At 69.2% G+C, this 25,965-nt stretch carries 22 protein-coding genes and 1 pseudogene; 5 read left to right on the top strand and 18 right to left on the bottom strand.

All coding sequences use genetic code 11. From position 1 onward, the window contains the following. Positions 1-23 precede the first annotated feature (23 nt). On the bottom strand, positions 24-215 hold the full coding sequence (locus QFZ67_RS07985) for a hypothetical protein (protein ID WP_030931808.1): 192 nt from the start codon (positions 213-215) through the stop codon (positions 24-26). Between the two features lie 170 nt (positions 216-385). Between QFZ67_RS07985 and QFZ67_RS07980 the strand changes: the two genes are divergently transcribed. Next, positions 386-1,519: a glutathione-independent formaldehyde dehydrogenase gene (locus tag QFZ67_RS07980; protein WP_307660396.1), complete on the top strand. Its 1,134-nt coding sequence runs from the start codon at positions 386-388 to the stop codon at positions 1,517-1,519. 85 nt (positions 1,520-1,604) lie between these two features. Here the strand turns inward: QFZ67_RS07980 and QFZ67_RS07975 are convergent, their stop codons facing one another. Next, positions 1,605-2,744, bottom strand: coding sequence for a magnesium and cobalt transport protein CorA (locus tag QFZ67_RS07975; RefSeq protein WP_307660395.1), 1,140 nt, complete (start codon positions 2,742-2,744; stop codon positions 1,605-1,607). 153 nt (positions 2,745-2,897) lie between these two features. Here QFZ67_RS07975 and QFZ67_RS07970 point away from each other — a divergent pair, with 153 nt between their 5' ends. Beyond that, a complete protein-coding gene (locus QFZ67_RS07970) occupies positions 2,898-4,019 on the top strand; it encodes a winged helix DNA-binding domain-containing protein (RefSeq protein WP_307660394.1) in 1,122 nt (373 codons plus the stop codon). A gap of 23 nt (positions 4,020-4,042) precedes the next feature. On the opposite strand, the pseudogene QFZ67_RS07965 reads toward QFZ67_RS07970, so the two are convergent. Both QFZ67_RS07965 and QFZ67_RS07960 read right to left on the bottom strand, forming a co-directional pair. Continuing rightward, positions 4,043-4,343, bottom strand: a pseudogene (locus QFZ67_RS07965) (hypothetical protein). 322 nt (positions 4,344-4,665) lie between these two features. Beyond that, on the bottom strand, positions 4,666-5,409 hold the full coding sequence (locus QFZ67_RS07960; protein WP_307660393.1) for a response regulator transcription factor: 744 nt from the start codon (positions 5,407-5,409) through the stop codon (positions 4,666-4,668). A 288-nt stretch (positions 5,410-5,697) separates the two neighbouring features. On the opposite strand from QFZ67_RS07960, the gene QFZ67_RS07955 reads away from it, so the two are divergent. Continuing rightward, on the top strand, positions 5,698-7,386 hold the full coding sequence (locus tag QFZ67_RS07955) for an AMP-binding protein (RefSeq protein ID WP_307660392.1): 1,689 nt from the start codon (positions 5,698-5,700) through the stop codon (positions 7,384-7,386). Then, positions 7,383-9,065, top strand: coding sequence for an AMP-binding protein (locus QFZ67_RS07950; protein WP_307660391.1), 1,683 nt, complete (start codon positions 7,383-7,385; stop codon positions 9,063-9,065). Before QFZ67_RS07955 ends, QFZ67_RS07950 begins: the two co-directional genes overlap by 4 nt. Here QFZ67_RS07950 and QFZ67_RS07945 read toward each other — a convergent pair. Together QFZ67_RS07945 and QFZ67_RS07940 are read right to left on the bottom strand one after the other, a co-directional pair. Then, positions 8,950-9,504 (bottom strand): GNAT family N-acetyltransferase, encoded by a 555-nt coding sequence (locus QFZ67_RS07945; RefSeq protein ID WP_373429965.1) that lies wholly within the window; start codon positions 9,502-9,504, stop codon positions 8,950-8,952. The genes QFZ67_RS07950 and QFZ67_RS07945 overlap by 116 nt on opposite strands. A 78-nt stretch (positions 9,505-9,582) precedes the next feature. Next, positions 9,583-10,317: a hypothetical protein gene (locus QFZ67_RS07940; protein WP_307660390.1), complete on the bottom strand. Its 735-nt coding sequence runs from the start codon at positions 10,315-10,317 to the stop codon at positions 9,583-9,585. Positions 10,318-10,530: 213 nt separating this feature from the next. On the opposite strand from QFZ67_RS07940, the gene gcl reads away from it, so the two are divergent. Continuing rightward, positions 10,531-12,309, top strand: a complete 1,779-nt coding sequence (gene gcl, locus QFZ67_RS07935; protein WP_307660389.1) for a glyoxylate carboligase — start codon at positions 10,531-10,533, stop codon at positions 12,307-12,309. Positions 12,310-12,907: 598 nt separating this feature from the next. Here the strand turns inward: gcl and QFZ67_RS07930 are convergent. The 12 genes from QFZ67_RS07930 to QFZ67_RS07875 all read right to left on the bottom strand — a co-directional run bounded on the left by QFZ67_RS07930 (position 12,908) and on the right by QFZ67_RS07875 (position 25,962). Beyond that, positions 12,908-14,374 (bottom strand): catalase, encoded by a 1,467-nt coding sequence (locus tag QFZ67_RS07930; protein ID WP_307660388.1) that lies wholly within the window; start codon positions 14,372-14,374, stop codon positions 12,908-12,910. Positions 14,375-14,547: 173 nt separating this feature from the next. Then, positions 14,548-15,534 carry a 2-hydroxy-3-oxopropionate reductase gene (locus tag QFZ67_RS07925; RefSeq protein ID WP_307660387.1) on the bottom strand — a complete coding sequence of 329 codons (987 nt, stop codon included), beginning with the start codon at positions 15,532-15,534 and terminating at the stop codon, positions 14,548-14,550. A 37-nt stretch (positions 15,535-15,571) separates the two neighbouring features. Continuing rightward, positions 15,572-16,411, bottom strand: coding sequence for a TIM barrel protein (locus QFZ67_RS07920; RefSeq protein WP_307660386.1), 840 nt, complete (start codon positions 16,409-16,411; stop codon positions 15,572-15,574). Between the two features lie 207 nt (positions 16,412-16,618). Beyond that, positions 16,619-17,416, bottom strand: coding sequence for a hypothetical protein (locus QFZ67_RS07915; RefSeq protein WP_373429964.1), 798 nt, complete (start codon positions 17,414-17,416; stop codon positions 16,619-16,621). 46 nt (positions 17,417-17,462) lie between these two features. Next, positions 17,463-18,038 (bottom strand): hypothetical protein, encoded by a 576-nt coding sequence (locus QFZ67_RS07910; RefSeq protein WP_307660384.1) that lies wholly within the window; start codon positions 18,036-18,038, stop codon positions 17,463-17,465. Then, on the bottom strand, positions 18,011-19,282 hold the full coding sequence (locus tag QFZ67_RS07905) for an MCE family protein (RefSeq protein ID WP_307660383.1): 1,272 nt from the start codon (positions 19,280-19,282) through the stop codon (positions 18,011-18,013). Before QFZ67_RS07905 ends, QFZ67_RS07910 begins: the two co-directional genes overlap by 28 nt. Beyond that, positions 19,279-20,589: an MCE family protein gene (locus QFZ67_RS07900; RefSeq protein WP_307660382.1), complete on the bottom strand. Its 1,311-nt coding sequence runs from the start codon at positions 20,587-20,589 to the stop codon at positions 19,279-19,281. Before QFZ67_RS07900 ends, QFZ67_RS07905 begins: the two co-directional genes overlap by 4 nt. Beyond that, the gene (locus tag QFZ67_RS07895; RefSeq protein WP_307660381.1) at positions 20,586-21,848 is read right to left on the bottom strand and encodes an MCE family protein; all 1,263 of its coding nucleotides are present in this window, start codon (positions 21,846-21,848) and stop codon (positions 20,586-20,588) included. The genes QFZ67_RS07900 and QFZ67_RS07895 overlap by 4 nt, the downstream gene beginning before the upstream one ends. Further along, positions 21,845-22,825 (bottom strand): MCE family protein, encoded by a 981-nt coding sequence (locus QFZ67_RS07890; protein WP_307660380.1) that lies wholly within the window; start codon positions 22,823-22,825, stop codon positions 21,845-21,847. The genes QFZ67_RS07895 and QFZ67_RS07890 overlap by 4 nt, the downstream gene beginning before the upstream one ends. Then, positions 22,822-23,874, bottom strand: coding sequence for an MCE family protein (locus QFZ67_RS07885; protein WP_307660379.1), 1,053 nt, complete (start codon positions 23,872-23,874; stop codon positions 22,822-22,824). Before QFZ67_RS07885 ends, QFZ67_RS07890 begins: the two co-directional genes overlap by 4 nt. After that, on the bottom strand, positions 23,871-25,136 hold the full coding sequence (locus QFZ67_RS07880) for an MCE family protein (protein WP_307660378.1): 1,266 nt from the start codon (positions 25,134-25,136) through the stop codon (positions 23,871-23,873). Before QFZ67_RS07880 ends, QFZ67_RS07885 begins: the two co-directional genes overlap by 4 nt. Before the next feature lie 7 nt (positions 25,137-25,143). Further along, the gene (locus QFZ67_RS07875; protein ID WP_307660377.1) at positions 25,144-25,962 is read right to left on the bottom strand and encodes an ABC transporter permease; all 819 of its coding nucleotides are present in this window, start codon (positions 25,960-25,962) and stop codon (positions 25,144-25,146) included. Between the last annotated feature and the right edge of the window lie 3 nt (positions 25,963-25,965).

Genomic DNA, 25,965 nt, shown 5'->3' with positions numbered 1-25,965 from the left:
GGGGTGCTCCCCACGCGGCGGGGTCAGCGGTCGGCGATGTCCTCGCGGAGGCCGTCGGAGAACTCCCACCACGACAGCGGAAGCCAGTCGCCGTTGACGAAGGCATCGACAGTCGCGCCGCGACCGCGGACAGTCACCGTCGTTCCGGGCGGGTACGTAGTGCCGGACAGGCCGGGTACGGGGACGAGCAGGGTCCCGAGCCGTTGTGCTGCCACTCCTCGCCCTCCCTTCCTTCCTTTTCCCGGCACGACACCAGGGAAGATATTCCTCTCGAGATTACCGGGTTGTCTGTCGGCGCAGGCCGGAGAATCATGAGAGATGGGTCACGCGAAATAGCGCGGGCGGGGAGGGAATCATACGTGCACGCCGAGCGGAGGTGGCAGCCATGAAAGCTGTCGTATACAAGGGACCGTTCACCGTTGCGGTAGAAGATGTTGAAAAGCCCAAAATTCAGCACCCGAACGACGTCGTCGTACGGGTCACCTCCACCGCGATCTGCGGCTCCGACCTGCACATGTACGAGGGCCGTACCGCGGCCGAGCCCGGCATAGTCTTCGGCCACGAGAACATGGGAATCATCGAGGAAATCGGCCAGGGCGTCACCTCGCTCAAGAAAGGCGACCGCGTGGTGATGCCCTTCAATGTCGCCTGCGGGTTCTGCACCAATTGTGTCGAGGGATTTACCGGATTCTGTCAGACCGTCAATCCCGGCTTCGCGGGCGGCGCTTACGGCTATGTCGCCATGGGGCCCTGGCCGGGCGGCCAGGCGGAATACCTGCGCGTTCCCTACGCCGACTTCAACTGCCTGAAGCTGCCGGAGGGAAACGAGAACGAGACCGACTTCATGCTGCTCGCCGACATCTTCCCCACCGGCTATCACGGCTGTGAACTCGCCCAGGTCCGCCCGGGCGAGAGCGTTGCCGTGTACGGTGGCGGGCCGGTCGGGCTCATGGCCGCCTACTCGGCCATGCTGCGCGGCGCGAAGAAGGTGTTCGTCGTGGACCGGGTTCCCGAGCGGCTGGAGAAGGCCCGGGAGATCGGCGCGGTTCCGATCAACTTCGCCGAGGGCGATCCCGTGGAGCAGATCAAGGATCAGACCGAGGGTGTCGGCACGGACAAGGGTGTGGACGCCGTCGGCTACCAGGCGATGGCGCACGGCACTGACCGCGAGGAGCCGGCGACCGTCCTGAACTCGCTCGTCGGCACGGTCCGGCCCACCGGAATGCTCGGGGTGCCGGGCCTCTACGTCCCGGCCGACCCCGGAGGCCCTGACGAGCAGGCCAAGCACGGCATGCTCCTTGTCTCGATCGGCAAGCTCTTCGAGAAGGGCCTGAAGATGGGGACGGGGCAGTGCAACGTGAAGCGCTACAACCGGTACCTGCGCGACATGATCATCGAGGGCCGGGCGAAGCCGAGCTTCGTCGTCTCGCATGAACTGCCGCTGGACCAGGCGCCGTCGGCGTACGACAAGTTCGACAAGCGGATCGAGGGCTACACGAAGGTCGTGCTGCACCCGTAGCGGCCTTACCGCCGCCGATGAACCAGCGCGCCGCGCCATTCGGGTCATGCGGCGCGCTGTCGGCAGTCCGCTCGTCCCTCCAGATCTAGAGCCAGTCGCGACGCTTGAAAATGAAGTACAGGCTCACACACACGACCGCCATCAGGCAGATCGCGAACGGGTAGCCGAAGTCCCAGCTCAGCTCCGGCATCGTCTCGAAGTTCATGCCGTAGATCGTGCCGACCAGCGTCGGGGCGAAGAGAATGGCCGCCCAGCTCGAGATCTTCTTGATTTCCTCGTTCTGCTCGAAGCCCGCCTCCGCCAGCGCCCGCATCTCCGCGTTCTGCTGCTGCGTCACCAGCGTCGCGTTCACCGTGAGGATTTCCGTGAGCGCCTGGCGGAAGCCGTCCACGCGCTCGCTCGTGTGCGTGACGTGGTCGGCGACGTCACGGAGATAGCGCTGCAGCTCCTCGTCCGTGTCGTACTTGGCGAAGCCCGCCATCAGGGCGTGCAGCATGCCGACCAGGGGACGGGTGGCGCGCTGGAACTCGACCATTTCGCGCGAGAGTTCGTAGATACGGCGGGACACCGCGGGGTCGCCGCTGAAGACCTCGGTCTCGATCTCGTCGATGTCGTTCTGCACGCCCGCCACCACCGGGGCGTAGCCGTCGACCACGGCGTCCAGGATCGCGTACAGCACCGCCTCCGGGCCGAGGGCCAGCAGCTCCGGCGTCTCCTCCATGCGGCGGCGTACCGCGGACAGGTCGGGGGCCGCGCCGTGGCGGACCGTGATCAGGAAGTCCTTGCCCAGGAAGACGTGCAGCTCGCCGAACTCGACCTCCTCCTGGGCGTCGAGATAGCGGGCGGCGCGCAGCACCACGAACAGGGTGTCGCCGTACCGTTCGAGCTTCGGGCGCTGGTGGGCCTCCAGGGCGTCCTCGACGGCGAGTTCATGCAGGTCGAACTCGGCGGCGAGCGAATGGACTTCGGCCTCGGTGGGGCGGTGCAGCCCGATCCACGCCATGCCGTCGGGGAACTCGCGCAGCTTGCGGAAGGTCTCGGCGAGCGAGTCGGGCGTCGCGACGCGGTTGCCCTCGCGGTAGAGCGCGGCCTGGACGACGCTGCCCTGGTCCTTGTGTACGGGGGCGGGGGCGGCAGGCTCGGCGGTCGCGGGGTCCTTTGACGGCGGGCTCGTGGGCGGCAGGGGCCGGCGGCGCCATTGGTGCTTCTTGGGGGACAGCGGCATCGCGGGTCTCACCTCCACATCGAACCCGTACCGTGCGCCCTTGCGGCCTCGGAGCAGGATATCCGCGTCGAATTGCCCCGGCATGACGGGGCAGCGAAAGGGCCCCCTCATTGCGGACAGGAGTTGTCCGCAAGCCTGAGTAGCGTGTGGCGCATGGCCTCGAAGACGACGTATCCCGTACTCGGCAACCGCGCCCTCAACCGCGCAACGCTTCAGCGTCAGCTCCTGCTGCGCCGCGCCCCCAAGTCCGCGATGTCCGTCAAGGGCGCCGTCGAGCACCTCGTCGGCCTCCAGGCGCAGAACGTGAAGCCGCCGTACTACGCCCTCGCCGCCCGGCTGGACGGCTTCGACCCCGCAGCGCTCTCCGCGCTGATGGCATCCCGCGAGGTCGCGCGATTGGTCACCATGCGTTCCACCATCCATACGCACACCGCCGAGGACTGCCTCACCCTGCGGCCGCTGGTCCAGGCCGCACGCGACAGGGAGCTCAAGCAGTTCCGGGCGGGCCTGGCCGGGGTCGATCTGGCCCGGCTCGGCGCCCTCAGCCGTGAGCTGGTCGAGGAGCAGCCCCGGACCATGAAGGAACTGCGCGAGGCGCTGCTGAAACAGTGGCCGGACGCCGATCCGTTCGCCCTGTCCGTCGCCGCCCGCTGCGTACTGCCACTGGTGCAGGTCACCCCGCGCGGCCTGTGGGGCAGTAGCGGCCAGGTCACGCTCACCACCGCCGAGCACTGGTTCGGCCGGAGGGCGGAGCCCGCGCCCGCGCCCGACGCCACCGTGCTCCGCTACCTCGCGGCCTTCGGCCCCGCCTCCGTCAAGGACATGCAGATCTGGGCCGGGCTGACCCGGATGCGGGAGGTCTTCGAGCGGCTGCGGCCGCAGCTGGCCGTCTTCCAGGACGAGCACGGCGTCGAGCTCTTCGACCTCCCCGACGGGCCCCGGCCGGACCCCGGGACCCCGGCGCCGCCCCGCTTCCTGCCCGAGTTCGACAATCTGCTGCTCTCGCACGCGGACCGCAGCCGCCTCGTGCCCGAGGAGTACAGGACGAGCACCTGGAAGGGCAACCAGGCGTACTCGACCCTCCTCGTCGACGGCTACCTCGCCGGGATCTGGCGGCTGACCGAGACCGACGAGACCGCGACCGTTACCGTCCAGGCCTTCGGGACGCTGACCCGTGCGCAGCAGGGCGCCGTGGCCGAGGAGGGGGAGCGGATGCTCACCGCCATGTCCTCGGCCGGAGCGCACGACATCCGCTTCGGGACCTTCAGCGAGTAGCGGGAATCAGCGGGAAGCGGGAGTCAGTCCGCGCGGCCCGTCGCCGCCACCGTCACGCCCAGGCCGATCATCGCGAACCCGCCCGCGCCGCCCACCATCGACAGCCGGCGCTCGGAGCGGGCGAACCAGGTGCGCGTCGACGCCCAGCGCGACGGCCACGACGAGGATGTACGAGCCGAAGACATTGCCCAGGGCGGTGGCCACCGCAGTCCGGCGGCCGTGGGCGAGAGCCCGGCCGATCACGAAGAGCACGCTCGGGCCCGGGATCACGATCACCAGGAGCGACATCGCGGCGAATGCGAGGAAACGGTCTGTCGACACCATGGGCTCATTCAACCTGACTGTTTGGGGGCGCGCCCAGAGCGGGGCGGCGGTTTGTTCCCCTCCCCGCCAGACCCGCCCCCTACGCCCTGCGGGCGTGGGGGGACCCCCAGTACGCCCTTCGGGCGTTGTCCTCAATCGCCGGACGGGCTTGAGAATCAAGCCCCCTCCGGCGATTGAGGAGCGGGGCCCGGGGCGGAGACCCGAGAACAAGCCGCGCCGGCGTTTGAGGCGTGGAAGCCCCGCGCCCGCCAGGGCGTAGTGGGGAGGGTCCGGGGCGGAGCCCCGGTTTCGGGAAGGGGCGGGGGCAAGCCCCCGGAGGCGGCTACGGCAGCAGCCGCGCGCGCCGCGCCGCCACCACCGCCTCCAGTCGGGTGTGCGCCCCCAACTTCCGCATCGCGGACCGCAGATAGCCCTTCACCGTCTCCGGCTTCAGACCGAGCCGCTCGGCCGCTGCCGCGTTCGTCGAGCCCGCCGCGACGCACGCCACCACGTCCAGCTCGCGCGGCGTCAGCGTGACCGTGTGCTCGCGCGGCCGGCCTCCCGCCGCGGTCGCCAGCCGGCCGCAGACCGACAGCAGCGTCTCCCGCAGCGCCTGGTCGACGATCCGCGGGGCCAGCGCCCGCAGCTCGCCGTGCGCCTCGCGGACCTCCTCCCACGCCCCGGCACCCGCCACCGGCTCCCGCGCCGCCGCCAGCAGCCGCTGCACCTCGTCCCGTACGACCAGCGCCTGCTCCACATCGCGCGCCGCCGCCACCGCGGCATCGAAGGTCCGGTCGCCGATCGCCGTCGGCTCACGCAGCGCGCCGTAGAGCACGCCCCGTACCTTGCGCCGTACGACCACGGTCACCGCGCACGGCCGGGACAGCGCCATGGACTTGCCGCCGAGGCCGTTGCCCGCGCAGATCCCGAGGCCCCGCAGTGCGCCAGTCGCCGCGCCGCTCAGTTCGGCGATCCGCAGCCGGCGTGCGTCGTGCAGCAGACCGCCGAAGGCGACCGGCAGCCCGGTCGTCCGGCGCAGCCGCAGCAGCGCCGCTCGCATCTCCACCGCATCGGCCGGCTCGTGCACGTCCTCTTCCTCCGTGCGGGGTCACCCCCGTACGGGGGTAGTGAGACCTGAGTCACTGATTACACGATGTCGGTAGCCGGTCCCGCAATAAGGAGGACCTCGCCGACGTGTCCATACCCAGCGATTCAGTTCGCGCATCCCAATGAGTGGCCGAGTCGTCGCGGGGCTCCGGGCGGCCAGTCCTCCTGAGCCACAAGCGGCAGCCACATGACAGCCACACCCAGAGCCCCTGGGCTTCCCGATCTTACGAATGACCGGAAACGAACCCACCAAGAAAGGTATGGACACATGACTTCAGGCAGCGCGGCGGAAGGTTTCCGGGCAGCCCGGGACTTTCTGCTGGAGCACCGGGAGGACTACGCGACGGCGTACGCAGGCTTCGCCTGGCCGCGGCCCGAGCGCTTCAACTGGGCGCTGGACTGGTTCGACGAGATCGCCACCGGCAACGACAGGACCGCGCTGCACATCGTCGAGGAGGACGGCAGCGAGATCACCGTCTCGTTCAGTGAGATGTCCGTACGCTCGAACCAGGTCGCCAACTGGCTGCGGGCCCAGGGCGTACGAGCCGGGGACCGGATCCTCGTGATGCTCGGCAACCAGCAGGAACTGTGGATGATCGCGCTTGCCGCGATGAAGCTGCGGGCGGTCGTCATCCCGGCTACCCCGCTGCTCGGCCCGCTGGACCTCAGTGACCGCATCGAACGCGGACGCGCCCGGCACGTCATCGTGCGGGAGGCGGACACCGCCAAATTCGCCGAGGTGCCGGGGGACTACACCAGAATCGCGGTGGCGGAGCGGGGCGCGGCCGGCGTGCCGGGCTGGCTCGAATTCGACGGGGCGTTCTCCACGCCGGATGACTTCGAGCCCGACGGTGTCACACACGCCCACGACCCGCTGATGCTCTACTTCACCTCCGGCACGACCGCCCGCCCCAAACTGGTCGAGCACACCCATCTCTCGTACCCCGTCGGCCACTTGGCGACCATGTACTGGATCGGGCTCAAGCCCGGCGATGTGCATCTGAACATCTCCTCGCCCGGCTGGGCCAAGCACGCCTGGTCCAATCTCTTCGCGCCCTGGAACGCCGAGGCGACCGTCTTCATCCACAACTACACGCGCTTCGACGCGGCCCGGCTGATGGCGGAGATGGACCGCGCGGGAGTGACCAGCTTCTGCGCCCCGCCCACCGTGTGGCGGATGCTGATCCAGGCGGACCTCGGCCAACTGCGTACGCCGCCGCGCGAGGTGGTCGCGGCCGGAGAACCGCTCAACCCCGAGGTCATCGAGACCGTACGACGCGAGTGGGGCGTCACCGTCCGGGACGGGTTCGGGCAGACGGAGACGGCCGTGCAGGTCTCCAACAGCCCAGGTCAGCTGCTGAAGGCTGGCTCCATGGGCCGTCCGAGCCCCGGCTACCGGGTGGTGCTCCTGGACCCGGTGACGGGCGAGCCGGGCGCCACGGAGGGTGAGATCTCGCTGGACCTGTCCGGTCATCCTGTCGGCCTGATGACCGGGTACCACGGGGACCCGGAGCGTACGGCCGAGGCGATGGCCGGCGGCTTCTACCGCACCGGCGACATCGGCGCGCGTGACGCCGACGGATACATCACCTACGTCGGGCGCTCCGACGACGTCTTCAAGGCGTCCGACTACAAGATCTCGCCGTTCGAGCTGGAGAGCGCGCTGCTGGAGCACGAGGCGGTGGCGGAGGCGGCGGTGGTGCCCGCACCCGACCCGGTGCGGCTCGCCGTGCCGAAGGCGTACATCGTGCTGGCGGAGGGCTGGGAGCCGGGCCCCGGCACGGCGAAGCTGCTCTTCGAGCACTCGCGCTCCGTCCTCGCCCCGTACAAGCGCATCCGCCGTCTTGAGTTCGCGGAGCTGCCCAAGACCGTCTCGGGGAAGATCCGCCGGATCGAGCTGCGGGAGCGTACGGCGGACGGCTCGGCGGCCGAGTACGACGAGGGGGACCTGCGGTGACGCTCTCCTACGCGCACGGCACCGGCACGACGGCGCTGCTCGGTGACACCATCGGCCAGAACCTCGACCGGGCGATCGCCGCGTACCCCGACCGCGAGGCGCTGGTCGACGTGCCCGCGGGCACCCGCTGGACGTACGCCGAATTCGGCTCGGCGGTGGACCAACTGGCGCGCGGGCTGCTCGGGACCGGGGTCGCCAAGGGCGACCGGGTCGGGATCTGGGCGGTCAACTGCACCGAGTGGGTGCTCGTGCAGTACGCCACCGCCCGGATCGGCGCGATCATGGTGAACATCAATCCGGCGTACCGGGCACACGAGCTCGAGTACGTACTGAAACAGGCCGGGATCTCGGTGCTGTGCGCCTCGCAGCAGCACAAGACCAGCGACTACCGGGCACTGGTGGAGCAGGTGCGCCCACGCTGCCCCGAGCTGCGGGCCGTCCACTACATCGAGGACGGCTCCTGGGACGTCCTCCTGGACGCGGCCGGTACGGTCACCGACGAGCAACTGGCCGCCCGCGAGGCCGAGTTGTCCTGCGACGACCCGGTCAACATCCAGTACACCTCGGGCACCACCGGCTTCCCCAAGGGCGCGACGCTCTCCCACCACAACATCCTCAACAACGGCTATTTCGTGGGGGAGATGATCGCCTACACCGAGCAGGACCGGATCTGTCTGCCGGTGCCCTTCTATCACTGCTTCGGCATGGTCATGGGCAATCTCGCCGCCACTTCGCACGGCGCGTGCATGGTCATCCCGGCTCCCTCGTTCGATCCGACGGCCACCCTCAGCGCGGTCGCCGACGAGCGCTGCACCTCGCTCTACGGCGTCCCGACGATGTTCATCGCCGAGCTGAACCTCGCGGACTTCGCCTCGTACGACCTGTCCACCCTGCGCACCGGCATCATGGCGGGCTCGCCCTGCCCGGTGGAGGTGATGAAGCGGGTCGTCGCAGAGATGAACATGGCGGAGGTGTCGATCTGTTACGGCATGACGGAGACCTCGCCGGTCTCCACCCAGACCCGGCGCGACGACGATCTGGAGCGCCGCACCGGCACGGTGGGCCGGGTGCTGCCCCATGTCGAGGTCAAGATCGTCGACCCGGTCACCGGTGTGACCCTGTCCCGCGGCGAGGCCGGTGAGCTGCGTACCCGCGGCTACAGCGTGATGCTCGGCTACTGGAACGAGCCGGAGAAGACCGCCGAGGCCATCGACGCGGGCCGCTGGATGCACACCGGCGACCTGGCGGTGATGCGCGAGGACGGCTACGTCCAGATCGTCGGCCGGATCAAGGACATGATCATCAGGGGCGGTGAGAACGTCTATCCGCGTGAGATCGAGGAGTTTCTGTACGGCCACGCCAAGATCGCGGACGTCCAGGTGGTCGGCGTCCCCGACGAGCGCTACGGCGAGGAGATCCTGGCCTGCGTCGTCCCCCGCGATCCGGGGGACCCGCCGACCCTGGACGAGATCGCCGCGTTCTGCCGGGAACAGCTCGCGCACTACAAGATCCCGCGCCGTCTCGAGATCCTCGCCGACTTCCCGATGACGGTGAGCGGGAAGGTCAGAAAGGTGGAGCTGCGCCGGCGGTACGGCTCCGCGGAGGAGCGCCGGCGAGCTCCCGGCGCATACACACCCGCGGCCAGTGGTCCAGGCCGTGCCGGGCCTCCGCGCGTCTGATCTCCCGCAGTCCTTCGGTGAGTTCGGCATCGGCCAGCGAGCGGAAGCCCAGGCGTGTGTAGTACGGCGCGTTCCACGGGACCTCGGCGAAGGTGGTGAGGGTGAGAGCCGTCAGCCCGTCGGCGGCCGCACAAGCGGCGAGGTGGTCGATCAGGGCGCTGCCGAGCCCCCGGCGGGCGGCGGCCGGGTGGACCGAGACCTGCTCGATATGGGCAGCGCCGTCGATCGTGTCGGAGATCAGATACGCGACCGGACGGTCGGCGGCGTCGGCCGACACCCAGGCGTGGCCCAGGCGGCGGTAGCGCTCCAGCAGGTCGAGTGCCGGGGGCTCGTCGTCGGCGATCACCGCCATGCCGAGGCCGCGGAAGGGCTCGCCGGCCGCCCTCTCGATGTCCTGGAGCAGGGGGAGTTCGGCAAGTGCGGCCGGTCGGATACGCATATGGGGAGTATGGCCCAGCCGTTTCAGGCGCCGCAGCCCGCGCCCCTGAGGCGTCGTGGCGTCGTGGCGAGAGCCGTGTCAGACGCCGGTGGAGACGAGTTCGTCCGCCGGGCCGTTGACCGGCTGCGGGCTGCCCGTGAGGTCCATGACGAAGAGCGGGATGCCGAGATCGTCCGCGCGGGACCTGGCGTCGTCCGCGTACCCCGCGAGTGAGAAGAAGACGCTCGACGCCGAGATGCTCAGCCCGTTCAGCCACAGGCACTCGACATCGCGCAGCGTGGCGGGGCGGGTGGACGGGTCGACCTGGGCGACCAGGCCAGGGCCGCGCAGATCTATTCCGGACGAGGGCCGGACCTCCGGCTGCACGACGTCCCGGAACCCCAGCCACTTCAGATAGAGCGCGGCCGCGGTCACCGCGTCCCGCGCGGTGCGGATCGTGACCGGGCGGAAAGAGGGGCGCACCACGGCTGTCGCGGTGCTCGGCAGCCGGATGTGCGACGGGCGTGCCGCCAATGACGCCGTCGAGTCGGGCGCGGCCGGGGCGGGGGCGCTCACCGGGCGGACCGGGACGCGCAGCACCGTGCCGCACAGGCAGCCGAGCTCCGGCTGGGGCCACTGGTCCTGGCGGCCGCACTCCTGGCAGCGGACCGTCACCCAGTCGTCCGTCCAGGTGCGGTGTGTGATCGGCTCCGCGGGGGCGGCGCGCAGCAGCGGCGGGGCGATCGGGGCGCCGCACGCGCACGGATAGACCTGCGCTGCGTACAGATGGTCGCGCCGGCAGGACGGACAGCGCACCCGCACGGTCTCGGCCACCGCGGGTCCCCCTTCCCCTCGTACTGGCGTACATCGTCCACCAAGCGCAAGGCCTTGGGGAGGGACTTCGGCCATCCCTTGACGCCGTTCCGTACGCATCCTACATTGCTTCCGTATAGCAGAACTATACTTCCGCATTACGGAATCAAAGCTCTCGAGTGACGCGAAAGAGTCCGACTCCGCCTGGCCGAAGCAGGAGCATCCATGCCTCGTATGACCGCTGCCCGAGCGGCAGTTGAGATCCTCAAGCGCGAAGGCGTCACGAACGCGTTCGGTGTGCCGGGCGCGGCCATCAACCCCTTCTACAAGGCCCTCCAGGCCGCCGGCGGCATCGACCACACGCTTGCCCGCCATGTCGAAGGCGCCTCCCACATGGCGGAGGGTTACACCCGCGCGGGCGCCGGCAACATCGGTGTCTGCATCGGCACGTCGGGCCCGGCGGGCACCGACATGATCACCGGCCTGTACTCCGCCATCGGTGACTCGGTCCCGATCCTGTGCATCACCGGCCAGGCGCCGACCTCCGTGATCCACAAGGAGGACTTCCAGGCCGTCGACATCGCCTCGATCGCGGGACCGGTCACCAAGGCCGCGACGACAGTCCTGGAGGCCGCGCAGGTCCCCGGCGTCTTCCAGCAGGCCTTCCACCTGATGCGCTCGGGCCGTCCGGGACCGGTCCTCATCGACCTGCCGATCGACGTCCAGCTGACCGAGATCGAGTTCGACCCGGAGACGTACGAGCCGCTGCCCGTCTACAAGCCGTCCGCCAGCCGCGCCCAGATCGAGAAGGCGATCTCCTTCCTCCTGGAGTCGGAGCGCCCGCTGATCGTCGCCGGCGGCGGCATCATCAACGCCGACGCCTCCGACCTGCTGGTCGAGTTCGCCGAGCTCACCGGCACGCCGGTCATCCCGACCCTGATGGGCTGGGGCACCATCCCGGACGACCACGAGCTCAACGCCGGCATGGTCGGCCTGCAGACCTCGCACCGCTACGGCAACGCGAACTTCCTGGAGTCCGACTTCGTCCTGGGCATCGGCAACCGCTGGGCCAACCGCCACACCGGCTACAAGCTCGACGTCTACACCAAGGGCCGCAAGTTCGTCCATGTGGACATCGAGCCGACCCAGATCGGCAGGATCTTCGCCCCGGACTACGGGATCGCCTCCGACGCCAAGGCCGCGCTGGAGCTCTTCGTCGAGGTGGCTCGCGAGCTGAAGGCCGCGGGCAAGCTCCCCGAACGCGCCGAGTGGGTCGCCGCCACGCAGGAGCGCAAGGCCACGCTGCACCGCCGTACGCACTTCGACAATGTGCCGCTGAAGCCGCAGCGCGTGTACGAGGAGATGAACAGGGCCTTCGGCCCGGAGACCCGGTACGTCACCACCATCGGCCTCTCCCAGATCGCCGGCGCGCAGATGCTGCACGTCTACAAGCCGCGCCACTGGATCAACTGCGGTCAGGCGGGCCCGCTCGGCTGGACGATCCCGGCCGCGCTCGGCGTCGCCACCGCGGACCCGGAGTCGCCGGTCGTCGCCCTGTCCGGCGACTACGACTTCCAGTTCATGATTGAGGAGCTGGCGGTCGGCGCGCAGCACCGGATCCCGTACGTCCATGTTCTGGTGAACAACTCCTACCTGGGCCTGATCCGGCAGGCGCAGATCGGCCTGGACATCAACTTCCAGGTCAACCTGGAGTTCGAGAACATCAACGCCCCGGAGCTGGGTGTCTACGGCGTCGACCACGTCAAGGTCGTCGAGGGCCTGGGCTGCAAGGCGATCCGGGTCACCGAGCCGGACCAGCTGCTGCCGGCCTTCGAGGAGGCCAAGAAGCTGGCCGCGGAGTTCCGGGTGCCGGTCGTCGTGGAGGCGATCCTGGAGAGGATCACCAACATCTCGATGAGCACGACGGCGGACATCAGCAATGTCGTCGAGTTCGAGGAACTGGCCACGGAGCCGGGCCACGCGCCGACGGCGATCAAGCCGCTGAAGGTCTGACGTACCTGACGTCGGGGGATGAACGGCCCCCGCCCTGACACACAGTCGGGGCGGGGGCCGTCTCGCATGCCCGGCCCGGGGACGCTGCGTGCGAGGGTGACCGCCCTGCTGGAGGCGGCGAGAACAGTCAAGGCCTGACCTTCTTTGTGAAGGTCAGGCCTTGGAGGAGGAGTTGTGGCCGCCCGACGGTGCGAGGCTGCCGAGACAGGTCGTTCGCACGGCCGGGCGGAGACTGCGTGGCGGAATTGCGTCACGACGGACGGAGTCCGGCGCAGCCGCTCGCTGTGACATGAGCGGCTCCGCCGCGTGCGAGAGGCCCCCCAGTGGCCGAGCGGTGCGAGGGCGGCACGTAGAAATGGTCTGCGTGGGGCGCTTCGGGCTGGGACCGCGGCGGCGGAGATTGCTCCCCGGGCTCCCTTCCTTCAGGTCAGAAAGAGAACCCGCGGACCTTCACCACCGCACTGGCATCGCCTGCCGCCGCGGTCCTCGCCTCCGCCCGCTCCACGTGACCACCCCTCATCCGGGTCCGCGGCGCGGGCTCGCGCCCGGGCATGATTTCCCGTCATGTCCCGGACGCAGCTCAGGTGTTGCCGTTCGCTCAGTCCTCGCGCAGGGCGCGGACCGCCTCCTCGACACGCTTGCCGTAGTCGGCGTCGGCGGCGTGGAAGTGGGCGAGGTTCTTCTCGATCACGTCGTCGCGGGTGACCTGCGAGAGGCCGCCCGCGATGTTGGCGATCAGGCGGGACTTCTCCTCCTCGGACATCAGCCGGTACAGCTCGCCCGCCTGGAAGAAGTCGTCGTCCTTGACGTGGATCGGGGTCGCGTGGGTGCCCGTCCAGCCCTGGACGGCGAGCGGGGCCGACAGGGCGGCGTCCGTCTGCGCGGGACCGGCGTACGAGTTGGGCTCGTAGTTCTTGTCGTGGCGCGAGCCGTTGCGCGTGGCCATCAGACCGTCGCGGCCGTAGTTGTCGGCAGACCCCCCAGGCACAGCCTTCGGTGCGTTCACCGCCAGCTGCGTGTGGTTGACGCCCAGGCGGTAGCGGTGCGCGTCCGCGTAGGCGAACAGCCGGCCCTGGAGCATCCTGTCCGGCGAAGGACCGATGCCGGGCACGAAGTTGTTCGGCGAGAACGCCGCCTGCTCGACCTCGGCGAAGACGTTGTCGGGGTTGCGGTCCAGGACCAGGCGGCCCACGCGCTGCAGCGGATAGTCGCTGTGCGGCCACACCTTGGTGAGGTCGAACGGGTTGAAGCGGTACTCAGCCGCCTCGGCGGCCGGCATGAGCTGGACGTACAGGGTCCAGGACGGGTTCACACCGCGCTCGATCGCCTGCAGCAGGTCCGTCTGGTGGCTGTTGCCGTCCTTGCCCGCGGTCTCTGCGGCCTGCTCGGACGATAGGCAGCGGATGCCCTGGTTCGTCTTGAAGTGGTACTTGACGAAGAAGGCCTCGCCGGCGGCGTTCGTCCACTGGTAGGTGTGCGAGCCGTAGCCGTTCATGTGGCGGTACGAGGCGGGGATGCCGCGGTCGCCCATCAGCCAGGTCACCTGGTGCGTCGCCTCGGGGGCGTGCGCCCAGAAGTCCCAGACGTTGTCCGGCTCCTGCTTGCCCGTGAACGGGTCGCGCTTCTGCGAGTGGATGAAGTCCGGGAACTTGACCGGGTCCTTGATGAAGAACACCGGGGTGTTGTTGCCGACGAGGTCGTAGTTCCCGTCCTCGGTGTAGAACTTCAGCGCGAAGCCGCGCGGGTCACGGACCGCGTCCGCGCCACCCAGCGAATCGGCGACGGTGGAGAAGCGGATGAACGTCTCTGTGCGCTTGCCGACCTCGGACAGGAAGTCCGCCTTGGTGAAGCCGGTGACGTCGTCCGTGACCTCGAAGTAGCCGTACGCGCCGGAGCCGCGGGCGTGCACGACGCGCTCCGGGATGCGCTCCCGGTTGAAGCGGGCGAGCTTCTCCAGCAGGTGCTGGTCCTGGAGGAGGAGGGGGCCACCGACGCCGGCGGTGGCGGAGTTCTGGTTGTCGGCGACCGGGGCGCCTGACTCGGTCGTAAGCACACGCTGCGTCATGGTGGCGGGATTGACCTTCCGTGCTGGAGCTGCTGGCGGTGCGAGGAGCGTAAATTCGACTCGAAGATCACGTCAACAGTTTGTTGAAAATGAAGGGTGGTGTTCCGGGCGGCGCCGGCGCCTGGGCGCGACAGGACAGGTGTCAGCGCCAACGCCGCCCGGAAATCTGGGAGTCAGACCTGCTGGCCGGAGAGACGCTCGACGGAGCGCAGCAGGGCGGAGTGGTCGAGGCCGCCGTCGCCCTGGGCGCGCAGCGAGCCGACCAGCTGGGCGACCACCGAGCCGACGGGCAGTGCGGCGCCGACATTGCGGGCGGCGTCGGTGACGATGCCCATGTCCTTGTGGTGCAGCTCGATCCGGAAGCCGGGCTTGAAGTCCCGGTTGAGGAAGTTGTCCTTCTTGCGGGTCAGCACGGTCGAGCCGGCCAGACCGCCATTGAGGACGTCCAGGGCCGCCTGGAGGTTCACGCCGGACTTCTCGAGGAAGACCACGGCCTCGGCGCAGGCCTGGATGTTGACCGCGACGATCAGCTGGTTGGCGGCCTTCACCGTCTGGCCGGAGCCGTGCGGGCCGCACAGCACGATGGTCTTGCCGAGGGCCTCGAGGATCGGCCTGGCGCTGTCGAAGTCGGCCTGCTCGCCGCCGACCATGATCGACAGTACGGCCTCGATCGCGCCGGCCTCGCCGCCGGAGACCGGGGCGTCCAGCACGCGGATGCCCTTCTCCGTACCGGCCTTGCCCAGGTCCACCGAGGTCTGCGGGGTGATCGAGGACATGTCGATCAGCAGGGCGCCCGGCCTCGCGTTCTCCAGGATGCCGTCGGGGCCGTACGCGATGGCCTCGACCTGCGGGGACGCGGGCACCATCGTGATGACGACGTCGGCGTCCTTGACGGCCTCGGCGATCGAGGACGCGGCGCTGCCGCCGGCCGCGGCCAGCCGGTCCAGCTTGTCCCGCTCCAGCGTGAAGCCGGTGACGTCGTAACCCGCCTTCAGGAGGTTCTCGGACATGGGGGAGCCCATGATGCCGAGGCCGATCCAGGCAATCGCAGGGCGGGCCGGGCGGGAGGAGCCAGCGCGGGCCGGGCGGGAGGAGCCAGCGCGGGCCGGGCTGGAGGAGCCAGCGGGGGCAGGGCGGGAGGAATCAGCGAGAGTGCTCATGAGGGTGCCTTCCTGAAAGCTTGTTGCGTCTGCGAGTTCAGCGGGCCGCTCGGGCCTCGGCCGGGAGCCAGTCGAAGGACTCCGCGCTCGGGCGGTCGCCGGCCTTGTACTCCAGGCCGATCCAGCCGTCGTAACCGGCCTTCGTCAGCTCGTCGAGCAGCTGTTCCAGCGGCAGCGAGCCGGTGCCCGGGGCGCCGCGGCCCGGGTTGTCCGCGATCTGGACGTGGCCGGTCTTGTCGGCGTACGCCGTGATGACCTGGCTGACGTCCTCGCCATTCATCGACAGGTGGTAGATGTCGAGGAGGAACTTCGCGTTGCCGAGGCCCGTCGCCACGTTCACCTTGTCGACGATCGCCATCGCGGCCGGGGCGCTCACCAGCGGGTAGAGCGGGGACTCGGGCTTGTTCAGGGTCTCGACCAGCAGGATCGCGCCTACCCGGTCGGCGGCGCGGGCGGCGAGCACCAGGTTCTCCAGGGCGAATGCGTCCTGGATCTGCGGGTCGATGCCCTCGACGCGGTTGCCGTACAGAGCGTTGAGGGCCTTGCAGCCGACCGAGGCGGCGAATTCCGCGGCCACGTCGATGTTGGCGCGGAAGCGGTCGGACTCCTTGCCGGGCACGGAGAGCGCGCCGCGGTCGGGGCCCGGCAGCTGCCCGGCGTAGAAGTTCAGGCCCACGAGCTGGGTGCCGGCGTCGTCGAGCGCCTTCTTGAGGGCGTCGAGCTCGGCCTGCGGCGGGACGGGGGCCTCGATCCACGGCCACCACAGCTCGACCGCGGTGAAGCCGGCGGCGGCCGCGGCCGCCGGGCGCTCCAGGAGCGGGAGTTCCGTGAAGAGGATCGAAAGGTTCACATCGAAGCGCTGGTCCGTGTATCCCATAAGGGGTGCGCTCCTTCCGTATTGCGGAAGTAAGTTTCTGCTTAACGGAAGATTGCCTGGCGGGCGGGAGTGCTGTCAAGGGCGGGCCCACAAAAAGAGCCTCCCGAGCGGGGGCGGAAGGCCTGTTCAGGCTTCCGCCGTCCCGGCTCGGGAGGCACTGGTGGATCTCGGGTGGGTACGGCCCGCGCGGCGGGGCGCGTACGGGCGCTACAGAGCGTCGACCGCGCTCACCTTCCAGCCCCCGGAGGTGAGCGTGAGGGTCATCCGTACCCGGTTCAGGTCCACGCGGGGGCCGGAAATCTGGGTGCTGCTGGTGACCTGGTTGACGAAGAGCAGCACGACGGCCCGGTCCGGTGAGGCCGACACCACCGATGCCGCCGGCGCGCCGCCGCCCGCAGGTTTCACCACCGTCGCCTTGACCACGCCCTTGTACTTCTTGGCGGTCGGGGCCACCACCTTCGTGGTCGTCCGCCGGTACTCGTCACGGAAGGAACCCGTGAGGTGGGCGCGCGCCGCGTCGAAATCCCGGTCCAGATGCCGGTGGTCGTACGACAGGATCACGGGAGCCGCCTTCTGCGCGGTCGCCAGTGCCTGTGCCCGCGCCCGTTCCGTCTGCCGGGCGTCCCCGTACTTCCACCCGAGCACCGTGACTGCGACCAGCCCCGCCACGACCAGGACGGCGAGCACAGCGGTTACGAGTCCGCGCCGCCGCCCCCCAGGGCGTTCCTCAACGGGGTCCTCCGTCTGCAGGACCCGTCCGACGCCCACCAGGGCCGGGACCTGCATGTCGTCGAGACCGGAGTCAGGAGCGGAGTCGCGACGAGAGTCGAGACCGGAGTCAGGACCTGAGCCGGGAGCGGATTCAGGACCTGAGTCGGGAGCGGATTCAGGACCTGAGTCGGGGCCGGTGCGCTCGGCGCGTCTGGCTGCGGCGCGGGCGGCCGCGGCCAAGGACCGGCTTCCGGGTGAGCCGGCGCGGCGGCTCCGCGTGCTGGGGTTCGCCACGGTGTCTCTCCTCACTGGTGGTACGGGGTGTGTCCGGGCGACGCGGTCAGCCGACGAACTCGACGTTGGACGTCAGCCAGCGACCGTTCTCGAGTACAAGGTCGAGCTGCAGCCGGTAGGTGCGAGCCTGCCCCTGGGGGGCGGCGGTGTTGGTCACCTTGCTGTCGGCGACCACCAGGACCCGGGCGGTTTTCTCGTCGGCCCGGGTGATGCCCGCTTCGAGCACCTGGCCCTCGGAGACCGACTTGTTCGCGGCCACCAGCTTCGTGAGCTCCGCGGTCTGCGCCGCGAACTGTTCCTTGAAGTCGCCGGAGGAGCCCTTCAGCACGGTCTGACTGTCCCGTGCGTAGTGCCGGTAGTCGAGCGAGGTGAAGTTCAGCGCCGACTGGCGTGCCGCGGCCAGAATGGCCTGATGCCGCTGCTCCTCCGCGCGCTGCTCGTACACCTGGACAGCCAGCCACACGCTCAGCACCGTTGTCACGGCCGTCGCCGCTGCGAGCGTCGCGGGCAGTGCCCTCCCGCGCCGTGCGGCCTCGACCAGTCTGATACCCAGTTCGCGCAGCCGCCGTGTCGCGTGCGCGACGCGACCGCCGGTCATGCCATCGGTCCGACGAGCAGCCATTGCCACGAGTCCTTTCCGAACACATTCTGTTCTCCGCCCGTCGAGCCGATCTCGACGAACGATCCGTCCGGGCCGGCTGCGGCGCCGGTCTCCGGGTCGTAGGGGGTGATGAACGCGGCCGGGCCGGCCCCGCTGGAACCCGAGGCTCCGGGCGCGTTCTGTGCGCCGCGGACCGAGGTCTTGCCGCCGCGCGGGGCCGTGCAGCGTGCGGCGGTGTTCGCCGGACGCTCGCTCGTGTCCGCGGGGTCGCGGCGCTGTGTCCCGTAGCCCTGCCGGCACGCCGGCGGCTCGTCGGCATTGACGACCATGCCGAAGTGGGTGGTGCCGTCGCCCGGGATCACGGTGAAGCTGCCCGCGACCACCACGGGAAAGGTGACGAGCGACTGCTCGACGCCCGGCAGCCGCGCCACCGTGATCTGGCCGCCGCTGATGAGATTGCCCAACAGCACCGGAAGATGCGTCCGGTTGGCCTTCAGCAGCGAGTTCAGCTCGTTCGCCGCGGGCGCGCCCGCGCCGGTCAGCCTGCGGATGTCACCGTCACTGGACTTCAACTCGGCGGTGAGGTCCGCCAGGTCGCGGGAGAACGACTTGATGGCCGAGCCCTTGTCGGACTGCGTCTTGAGGGCCACGCGCGAGTCCTCGATCAGCGTGATGGTCTGCGGGAGCGAGTCGGACGCCGACTCGATCAGCCGGTTGCCCGAGTCCACCAGCCGGCTCAGGTGCGGGCCGGTGCCCGCGAAGGCCTTGCCCAGCTCGTCGACCGTGATCCGCAGATCTTCCTTGCCGACGGATTTCACCAGGCGGTCCACACTCAGGACGAGGTCCGTGGACGGCAGCGGCACCCGCGTGTCACCGCGGGCGATCCTGCTGCCGTCCTTCAGATAGGGGCCGCTGGAAACGCGTGGCTGCAGATCGACGTACTGCTCGCCGACAGCCGAACGGTGCGCAACCACGGCCAGGGTGTCCGCCGGTATCCGCTGTCCGTCCTCGATGTCCAGCGCCACCGACACGCCGTCCGAGCCGGTCAGCCGCAGCTCGCCGACCCGGCCCACCGGCACTCCGCGATAGGTGACCTCGGCACCCTTGAAGATGCCGCCGGACGCGGCGAAGTCGGCCCGCACGGTGTACCCGCGGTCGAGGACCGCTTCGGACAGCCCCGTGTACTGGGCGCCGACGTAGGACACGCCGACGGCGGTGACGACGGCGAAGGCGACCAACTGCGCCTTGACGCTGCGTGTGATCACGGCTGCATCCCCTTCAGCATGAGCTCCGCGAGAGCGAAATCGACTCCGGGCGGGTAGCCGTCGGCGTTTTCGGTGTTTTCGGTGGGTTCGTCGTACGAGGCGTAGCCGCTGGTGCACACCGGTGGGCACAGCGGATCGCCGGGGGCCGACGGGTCGTTCGGAGTGCCCGGAACACCTGGCCCGGACGTCGGTGTGGAGGGTCGGGGCAGGCCGGGAACTCCTGGCACCTCGGGCACCTCCGGGACGCCCGGCACTTCCGGAACTCCGGGCTTCGCCGGGGGTTTGGGCTTCCCGTTCCCGTTCCCGTCGCCGAGGTTGCCGTAGATGCTCGCGAGATCCAGATCGGCGGTGATCTTGAGATTGACGTAGTCGCCCTTGATGGCATTCGTCGCACTGCGCGGGAACGGATACGTCGTCATGAGTTCCAGGGCGTTGGGCAGGTCGTTGCCCGCCTTGTTCAACTGCTCCAGGATCGGCCGCAGGCTCGTCAGATTCGCGACCACATCGTCCCGCGAGGCCTTGATCACCCGGGTGCCCGTCGTGCCCAGCTTCGACAGGGACGTGAGCATCCGTGTCAGGTTCTTGCGCTGGTCGGCCAGCACCTTCAGCGCGGGCGGCATGGTGTCGACGGCCTGGGCGACCGTCGTCTTCTCCTTGGCGAGTCGCTTGGACAGCCGGTCGATGCCGTTCAGCGCGCGGATGATCTCCGCGCGCTGGCTGTCGAGACCGCCGAGGAAGGTGTCCAGCTCGGTGAGCAGGGACTTGACCCGGTTCTCCCGGCCCGCCAGGGCCTCGTTCAGCTCCACGGTGATGGTTTTGAGCTGCGCCACTCCGCCGCCGTTGAGCAGAGCCGACAACGCGGCCAGCACCTCTTCGATCTCCGGGTTGCGGCCGCTGCGGGACAGCGGGATCCGGGCGCCGTCGGCGAGCTTGCCGACCGGCGCGGTACCCGCCGGGGCGGACAGCGCCACGTACTTCTCACCGAGCATGCTGGTCTGCCGCAGCTCGGCCACCGCGTTGGCGGGCAGTTTCACCGAATCGGCGACCCGCAGCCGCACCCTGGCGTGCCAGCCGGCCAGTTCCACCTTCTCGACGGCGCCCACCGTGACGTTGTTGACCTTCACGGACGACTGCGGAACCAGATCGAGGACGTCCCTGAACTCCACGGTGACCTTGAAGGCATTGCCGTCCGAGGCGGCGCCGCCGGGCAGGTCGACGTCGTACCACCCGTTGATGTCGCAGCCGGAAATCAACAGCGAGCCGACGGCCGCCCAGGCGGCTGCCCTCCCCTTGCGCAGCGCGCTCATGCACGGGCCTCCAGGATTCCGCCGAGGGTCTTGTCCACCGGTCCCGTGCCCGCGGTCGGCACGTTCGGCGACAGCTTCGGAAGGGAGTCGAACAGCTTCTCCAGATCCCGGCAGTCGGGGTTCTTCCCACCGGAGTCGCCGGTCGTCTTCAGGACCGAGCACAGCAGCGCGGCCGGGTCCTGGGGGTGGTCCGGGTTGTTACGGGTGTCGAGGGTGCCGGAGGACGGGTTGTAGGCGTTCTGCAGATTGGACAGCCCGGTGGGGGCGACCTCCAGCAGTTCGGCCAGCGCCGCCCGCTGGGTGACGAGCACCTTGGTGACCTTGCTCAGGCCCTTCACATCGGCCGTCAGCGACTTCTTGTTCGCCTTGACGAACTCCGTCACATCGCGCAGCGCCACGCCCAGGTGCCGCAGCGCCGCCGCGAGGTCCTTGCGCTCCCCGGCCAGCTGGTCGGCCACCTTGGCGAGGCTGTCGTTGAAGGAACGGACACTGTCGTCGTCGGCCGCCAGAACAGCCGTGAACACCTGAAGATTCCGTACGGTGCCGAACAGGTCCTTCCGGCCGTCGGACAGCGTGCCGACCGCCAGCGACAGATCCTCCACCGTCTGGTGCATCTGCTTCCCCTGGCCCTGGAGGTTGTCCGCGCTCACCCCGAGGAGCCGGGACAGCGAACCGTCCGTGTTGGCCCCGCGCGGACCGAGCGCCTCGGCCGTCGTGTGGAGGCTGTCGAAGACGCGGTCCAGCTCGACCGGGACGGCCGTCCGGTCCTCGGGGATGACGGCACCGTCCTTCAGCGCCGGCCCGCTCCGGTACACCGGCAGCAGCTGTACGTAACGGTCGCTGACCACCGAGGAGTTGATGATCGCGGCCTTGGCGTCGGCGGGGACCTTGCGCCCGGCCTCGTACTCCAGCTCCACCCGCACCCGGTTGCCGCTCGGCGTGATCTTCTTGACCTCGCCGATCCGGACACCGAGGACGCGTACGTCCGAGCCGGGGTAGATGCCCACCGTGCGCGGGAAGTACGCCGTGACCTGGACCTTCTCCGGACGCGGCCAGAGCGCGACGACCGAGGCGGCCACCAGTACCAGCGCGACGAGCAGCGCGACCCGGCGCAGGCGTGACTCGGGCAGCCGGACCCTGCGCAGGCGCCCCGCCGACAGCCGGACCCTCGCCGACTCCCGGATCCGGCGCAGGCGTGACGCGGGCGGCTCGATCCGGTGCACGTGCCCGGGCACACGCCCTCTCAGGCGGACGTTCATCGTGAGCCTCCCGTCCGCGGCTCCACCGGAGCGGCGACCATGTTCTGGATGTAGCTGTCGAACCAGCGGCCGTTGCCGAGAGTGTTGGTGAACACCCGTACATAGGGGGCGAGCAGCTTGACACTGCGGTCGAGGGAGGCCTGATTGCGTTCGAGCATGGTGACCACCGTGTTCAGGCCCTTGAGCGCCGGGCCGATCTCCTTGCGGTTGTCCTCGACGAGGCCGGAGAGCTGGATGCCCATCGCGGCCGAACTCTTGAGCAGCGTATGGATCGCCGCACGCCGCCTGGTGATCTCCCGGAACAGCTTGTCGCCGTCCTTGACCACCCGGGAGAAGTCGCCGGAACGTTCGGAGAGAACGCCCGTGACCCCGTTGGCGTGCTTGAGAAGTTCACGCAGGGCTTCGTCGCGGGACGCCACCGTACGGGAGATCCTCGAAAGCCCCTTGATGGATGCCTGCACGTCGGCCGGCGAGTCCTTGAAGGTGGCGGAGATGGTGTCCATGGCCTTCGCCAGCTGGTCCATGTCGACCTTCTCCGTCGTGGTGGTCAGATCACTGAACGCCGTCACGACGTCGTACGCCGGAACCGTACGGTTCAGCGGGATCTCGCTGCCCGGCGGTAGCTGCCCTGCCCCCTTCGGCTGCAGCGCGAGGTACTTGGAGCCCAGGATCGTCTTGATCCGGATGGCCGCGCCGGTCCTCGTGCCGAACTCCGGGTCCCCCTTGACCTTGAAGGTCACCTTCACATGGTCGCCGTCCAGATCGACCTCGTCGACCTTGCCGACCTTGACCCCGGCGATGCGCACCTCGTCGCCGGGTTTGAGGCCGCCCGCTTCCGAGAACGCCGCGCTGTACGTCTCGCCGTTGCCGATCAGCGGGAGGCTGTCGGCGTTGAACGCCGCGACGGCCAGCAGCGCGAGCGTGGAGATGCCGACCGCCCCGATCACCACGGGGTTGCGCTCACGGAAGGGGATCACTGGCCGCACCTCGCCCTCGCGACATGGAGCTCAGGGGTGAGCACCTGCCTGGTCTTCGGCAGCACGATCCGGCCGTCGAAGTCACAGAGGTAGAAGTTGAACCAGGAGCCGTACGACGCCGTCCCCGTCAACTTGTTCAGCTTGTTCGGCAGCCGTTTCAGCACGCCCTCCACGGTCTTCTCGTTCTTGTTCAGCGTTCCGGTGAGGTCGGTCAGCTCGGCGATGTCGTCCTTCAGCGGCGGGCGGGCGTCCTCGATCAGGCCCGAAGTTGCCTCGGTCAGTTGGCCGATGCTGGTCAGCGACTCGCCGATGGGCTTGCGGTCGGCGGACAGCCCGGAGATCAGCCGCTGCAACTGCTTGAGCAGTCCGGAGAAGCGGGCGCCGCGCTTGTCCAGCGTCTTCAGCACCTCGTTGAGGTTGTCGATCACGGACCCGACGAGCTTGTCGCGGTCGGCGAGTGTGGTGGTCAGGGAGGCGGTGTGGGCGAGCAGGCTCTTCACCGTCCCGCCCTCTCCCTGCAGGGTCTTGATGATCTCGGTGGCGAGCTGGTTCATGTCGTCGGGGCTCAGTGCGGCGAAGAGCGGCTTGAATCCGTTCAGCAGCGCGTTGAGATCGAGCGCCGGCTGGGTCCTGGCCAGCGGGATCCGGGCGCCGGGCGGCAGCGGCGTGCCGTTACCGGCGCCCTCCGTCAGCGCGATGTACCGCTGTCCGACCAGATTCCGGTAGCGGATGACGGCGCCGGTGCTGGAGAACAGCGGACGGTTCTGGTCGACCGTGAAGGTGACTTCCGCCAGCGTGCGGTCCTTGATGCTGCCGCCCTTGATCCTGATGTCCTCGACCTCACCGACCCGCACTCCGGCGACCCTGATGTCGTCGCCCTCCTCCAGGCTGGTGACGTCGCTGAACACCGCGCGGTACGTCTCCTGCGGGGTGAAGGAGAGGTTGACGATGGTGGCCGCGAGCATCGCCGTCACCAGCACCGTCACCACGGCGAAGAGAATGAACTTGATCAGCGGGGCCGTGGTCTGGATGGCTCCTGACTTCGTCATGCGACGCTCACCGCCGTTCCGCGGGCCATCGGGCCGAAGAGCAGTGTCGCGACGGCCGGCACCCGGTCGGCCGGAACTCCCATGACGGGCGCCACGAGTGAGCCGACCGCACGCTGCTCGGCCTCGGTGGCGGACACAGCACTATTGGTGCCGCCTCCCGAGCCGTGCGCCGACGTACCGTCATTGAGCTTTGTGTCCGGTGCGGGCACCCGGGGGTTGGGCAGCCCCCTGCAGTCGGGTCCTGAACGTTCTGCATAGCGCGGTTCCTCACCGGGTTTGTACGCGGGCCGAGGGCGGACGAATTCGAGGGTGATGCGCATCTCTCCGCCCCTGAAGGTCTCTTCGGCCGCCGCGTCCTGCTTCACCAGGCCGTCCAGGAGGCAGGGGTAGACCGGCGAGTAGCGGGCGAACAGGGCCAGCGTGGGGCGCGAGACGCGGCCGAGGGTGATCAGCCGTCCTTCGTTCTCGGTGAAGAACCCGTCCGCGGTGCCGGCGGCGTCGGCGGTCGCGGTGAGCGCGGAGGCCAGTTGGTCCCGCTGCTCGACGACAGTGCGGCTGGTGGTGACGGTGTTCCGCAGGATCCTCAGCAGATCGGGTGCCGCGTCCCCGTACACCGCGGTCACATCGGCGAACCGCGAGATGTTTTCCTTGATGGACGGCATGTGCGGGTTGAGCCGGCTGAGATAGCGCTCGAAACGGGTGAGGTTGGCGCCGATTTGGTCGCCGCGCCCGTCGAGCGCGGTGGCGAACGCCGACAGCGTGGCATTGAGTTCGGCGGGCCGAACGGTCCGCAGCAGCGGCAGCAGGTCGTTCATCAGATGCTGGAGCTCGATGCCGGCCTCGGTGCGGTCCTGGGTGATGACGTCCCCGGCGCGGATGTGCCGCCCCGCGGAGCCGCGCGGGGCGACCAGATCGACGTACTTCTCGCCGAACAGCGTCTTGGGCAGCAGCCGCGCGTGCACATCGGCAGGGATGCGGGAGACGTGCTCCGGCTTGAGAGCGATGTCGAGCGTCGCCTTCTCGCCGTCGGCCCGGACCTCGCGTACCTCGCCGACCAGCAGCCCGCGCAGCTTGACGTCGGCCCGCGGGTCCAGCTGGTTGCCCAGGGTGTCGGCCTCCAGCGTGATCCGTACGACGGAGACGAACATCTGCTGGTAGACGGCGACCGACAGCGACAGCAGAAGCGCGATGACCGCGATGAAGACGATGCCGTACAGCCGCAGTCGTGCGCCGCGTGTCGGGACGGGAATGGGAATGCGCATGGATCGTCTACCCCGCTATCCGTACGGTCGTGTTGGCGCCCCAGATCGCCAGGCTGAGGAAGAAGTCCAGGATGTTGATGGCGACGATGGAGGTCCGCACGGCACGGCCGACCGCGACGCCGACGCCGGCCGGGCCGCCGCTCGCGTAGTAGCCGTAGTAGCAGTGGACGAGGATGATCACGACGGCGAAGACGATCACCTTGCCGAAGGACCACAGGACGTCGACCGGCGGCAGATACTGCTGGAAGTAGTGGTCGTAGGTGCCCGCGGACTGCCCGTAGTAGCCGGTCGTGATGGTGCGTGCCGCGAAGTACGAGGACAGCAGCCCGATCACATACAGCGGGATGACGGCGACAAAGCCGGCGATCATGCGCGTGGTCACCAGGAACGGCAGCGAGGGGACGCCCATCACCTCCAGCGCGTCGGTCTCCTCGCTGATCCGCATGGCCCCGAGCTGGGCGGTGAACCCGGCCCCGACCGTCGCCGACAGGGCGAGACCGGCCACCAGCGGGGCGATCTCACGGGTGTTGAAGTACGCGGACAGGAACGCCACGAAGTTGGAGGTGCCCAGCTGGTTGAGCGCGGCGTATCCCTGCAGGCCGACCTCGGTGCCGGTGAAGAAGGACAGGAAGGCGATGACGCCGACCGTCCCGCCGACGACTGCCAGCGCCCCGCGACCGAAGCTCACCTCGGCGAGCAGACGCAGGATCTCCTTCTTGTAGCGGCGCAGGGTGCGGCCGGTCCAGGCCAGCGAGCGTCCGTAGAAGGACAGTTGGCCGCCCAGCTCCTCGAGCCGGTCCAGCAGCAGACGATTCATCAGCGGCATCGG

Source organism: Streptomyces sp. V1I1 (genome assembly GCF_030817355.1).
Classification (GTDB): domain Bacteria; phylum Actinomycetota; class Actinomycetes; order Streptomycetales; family Streptomycetaceae; genus Streptomyces.
This window is presented reverse-complemented; position numbering and strand designations above follow the sequence as displayed.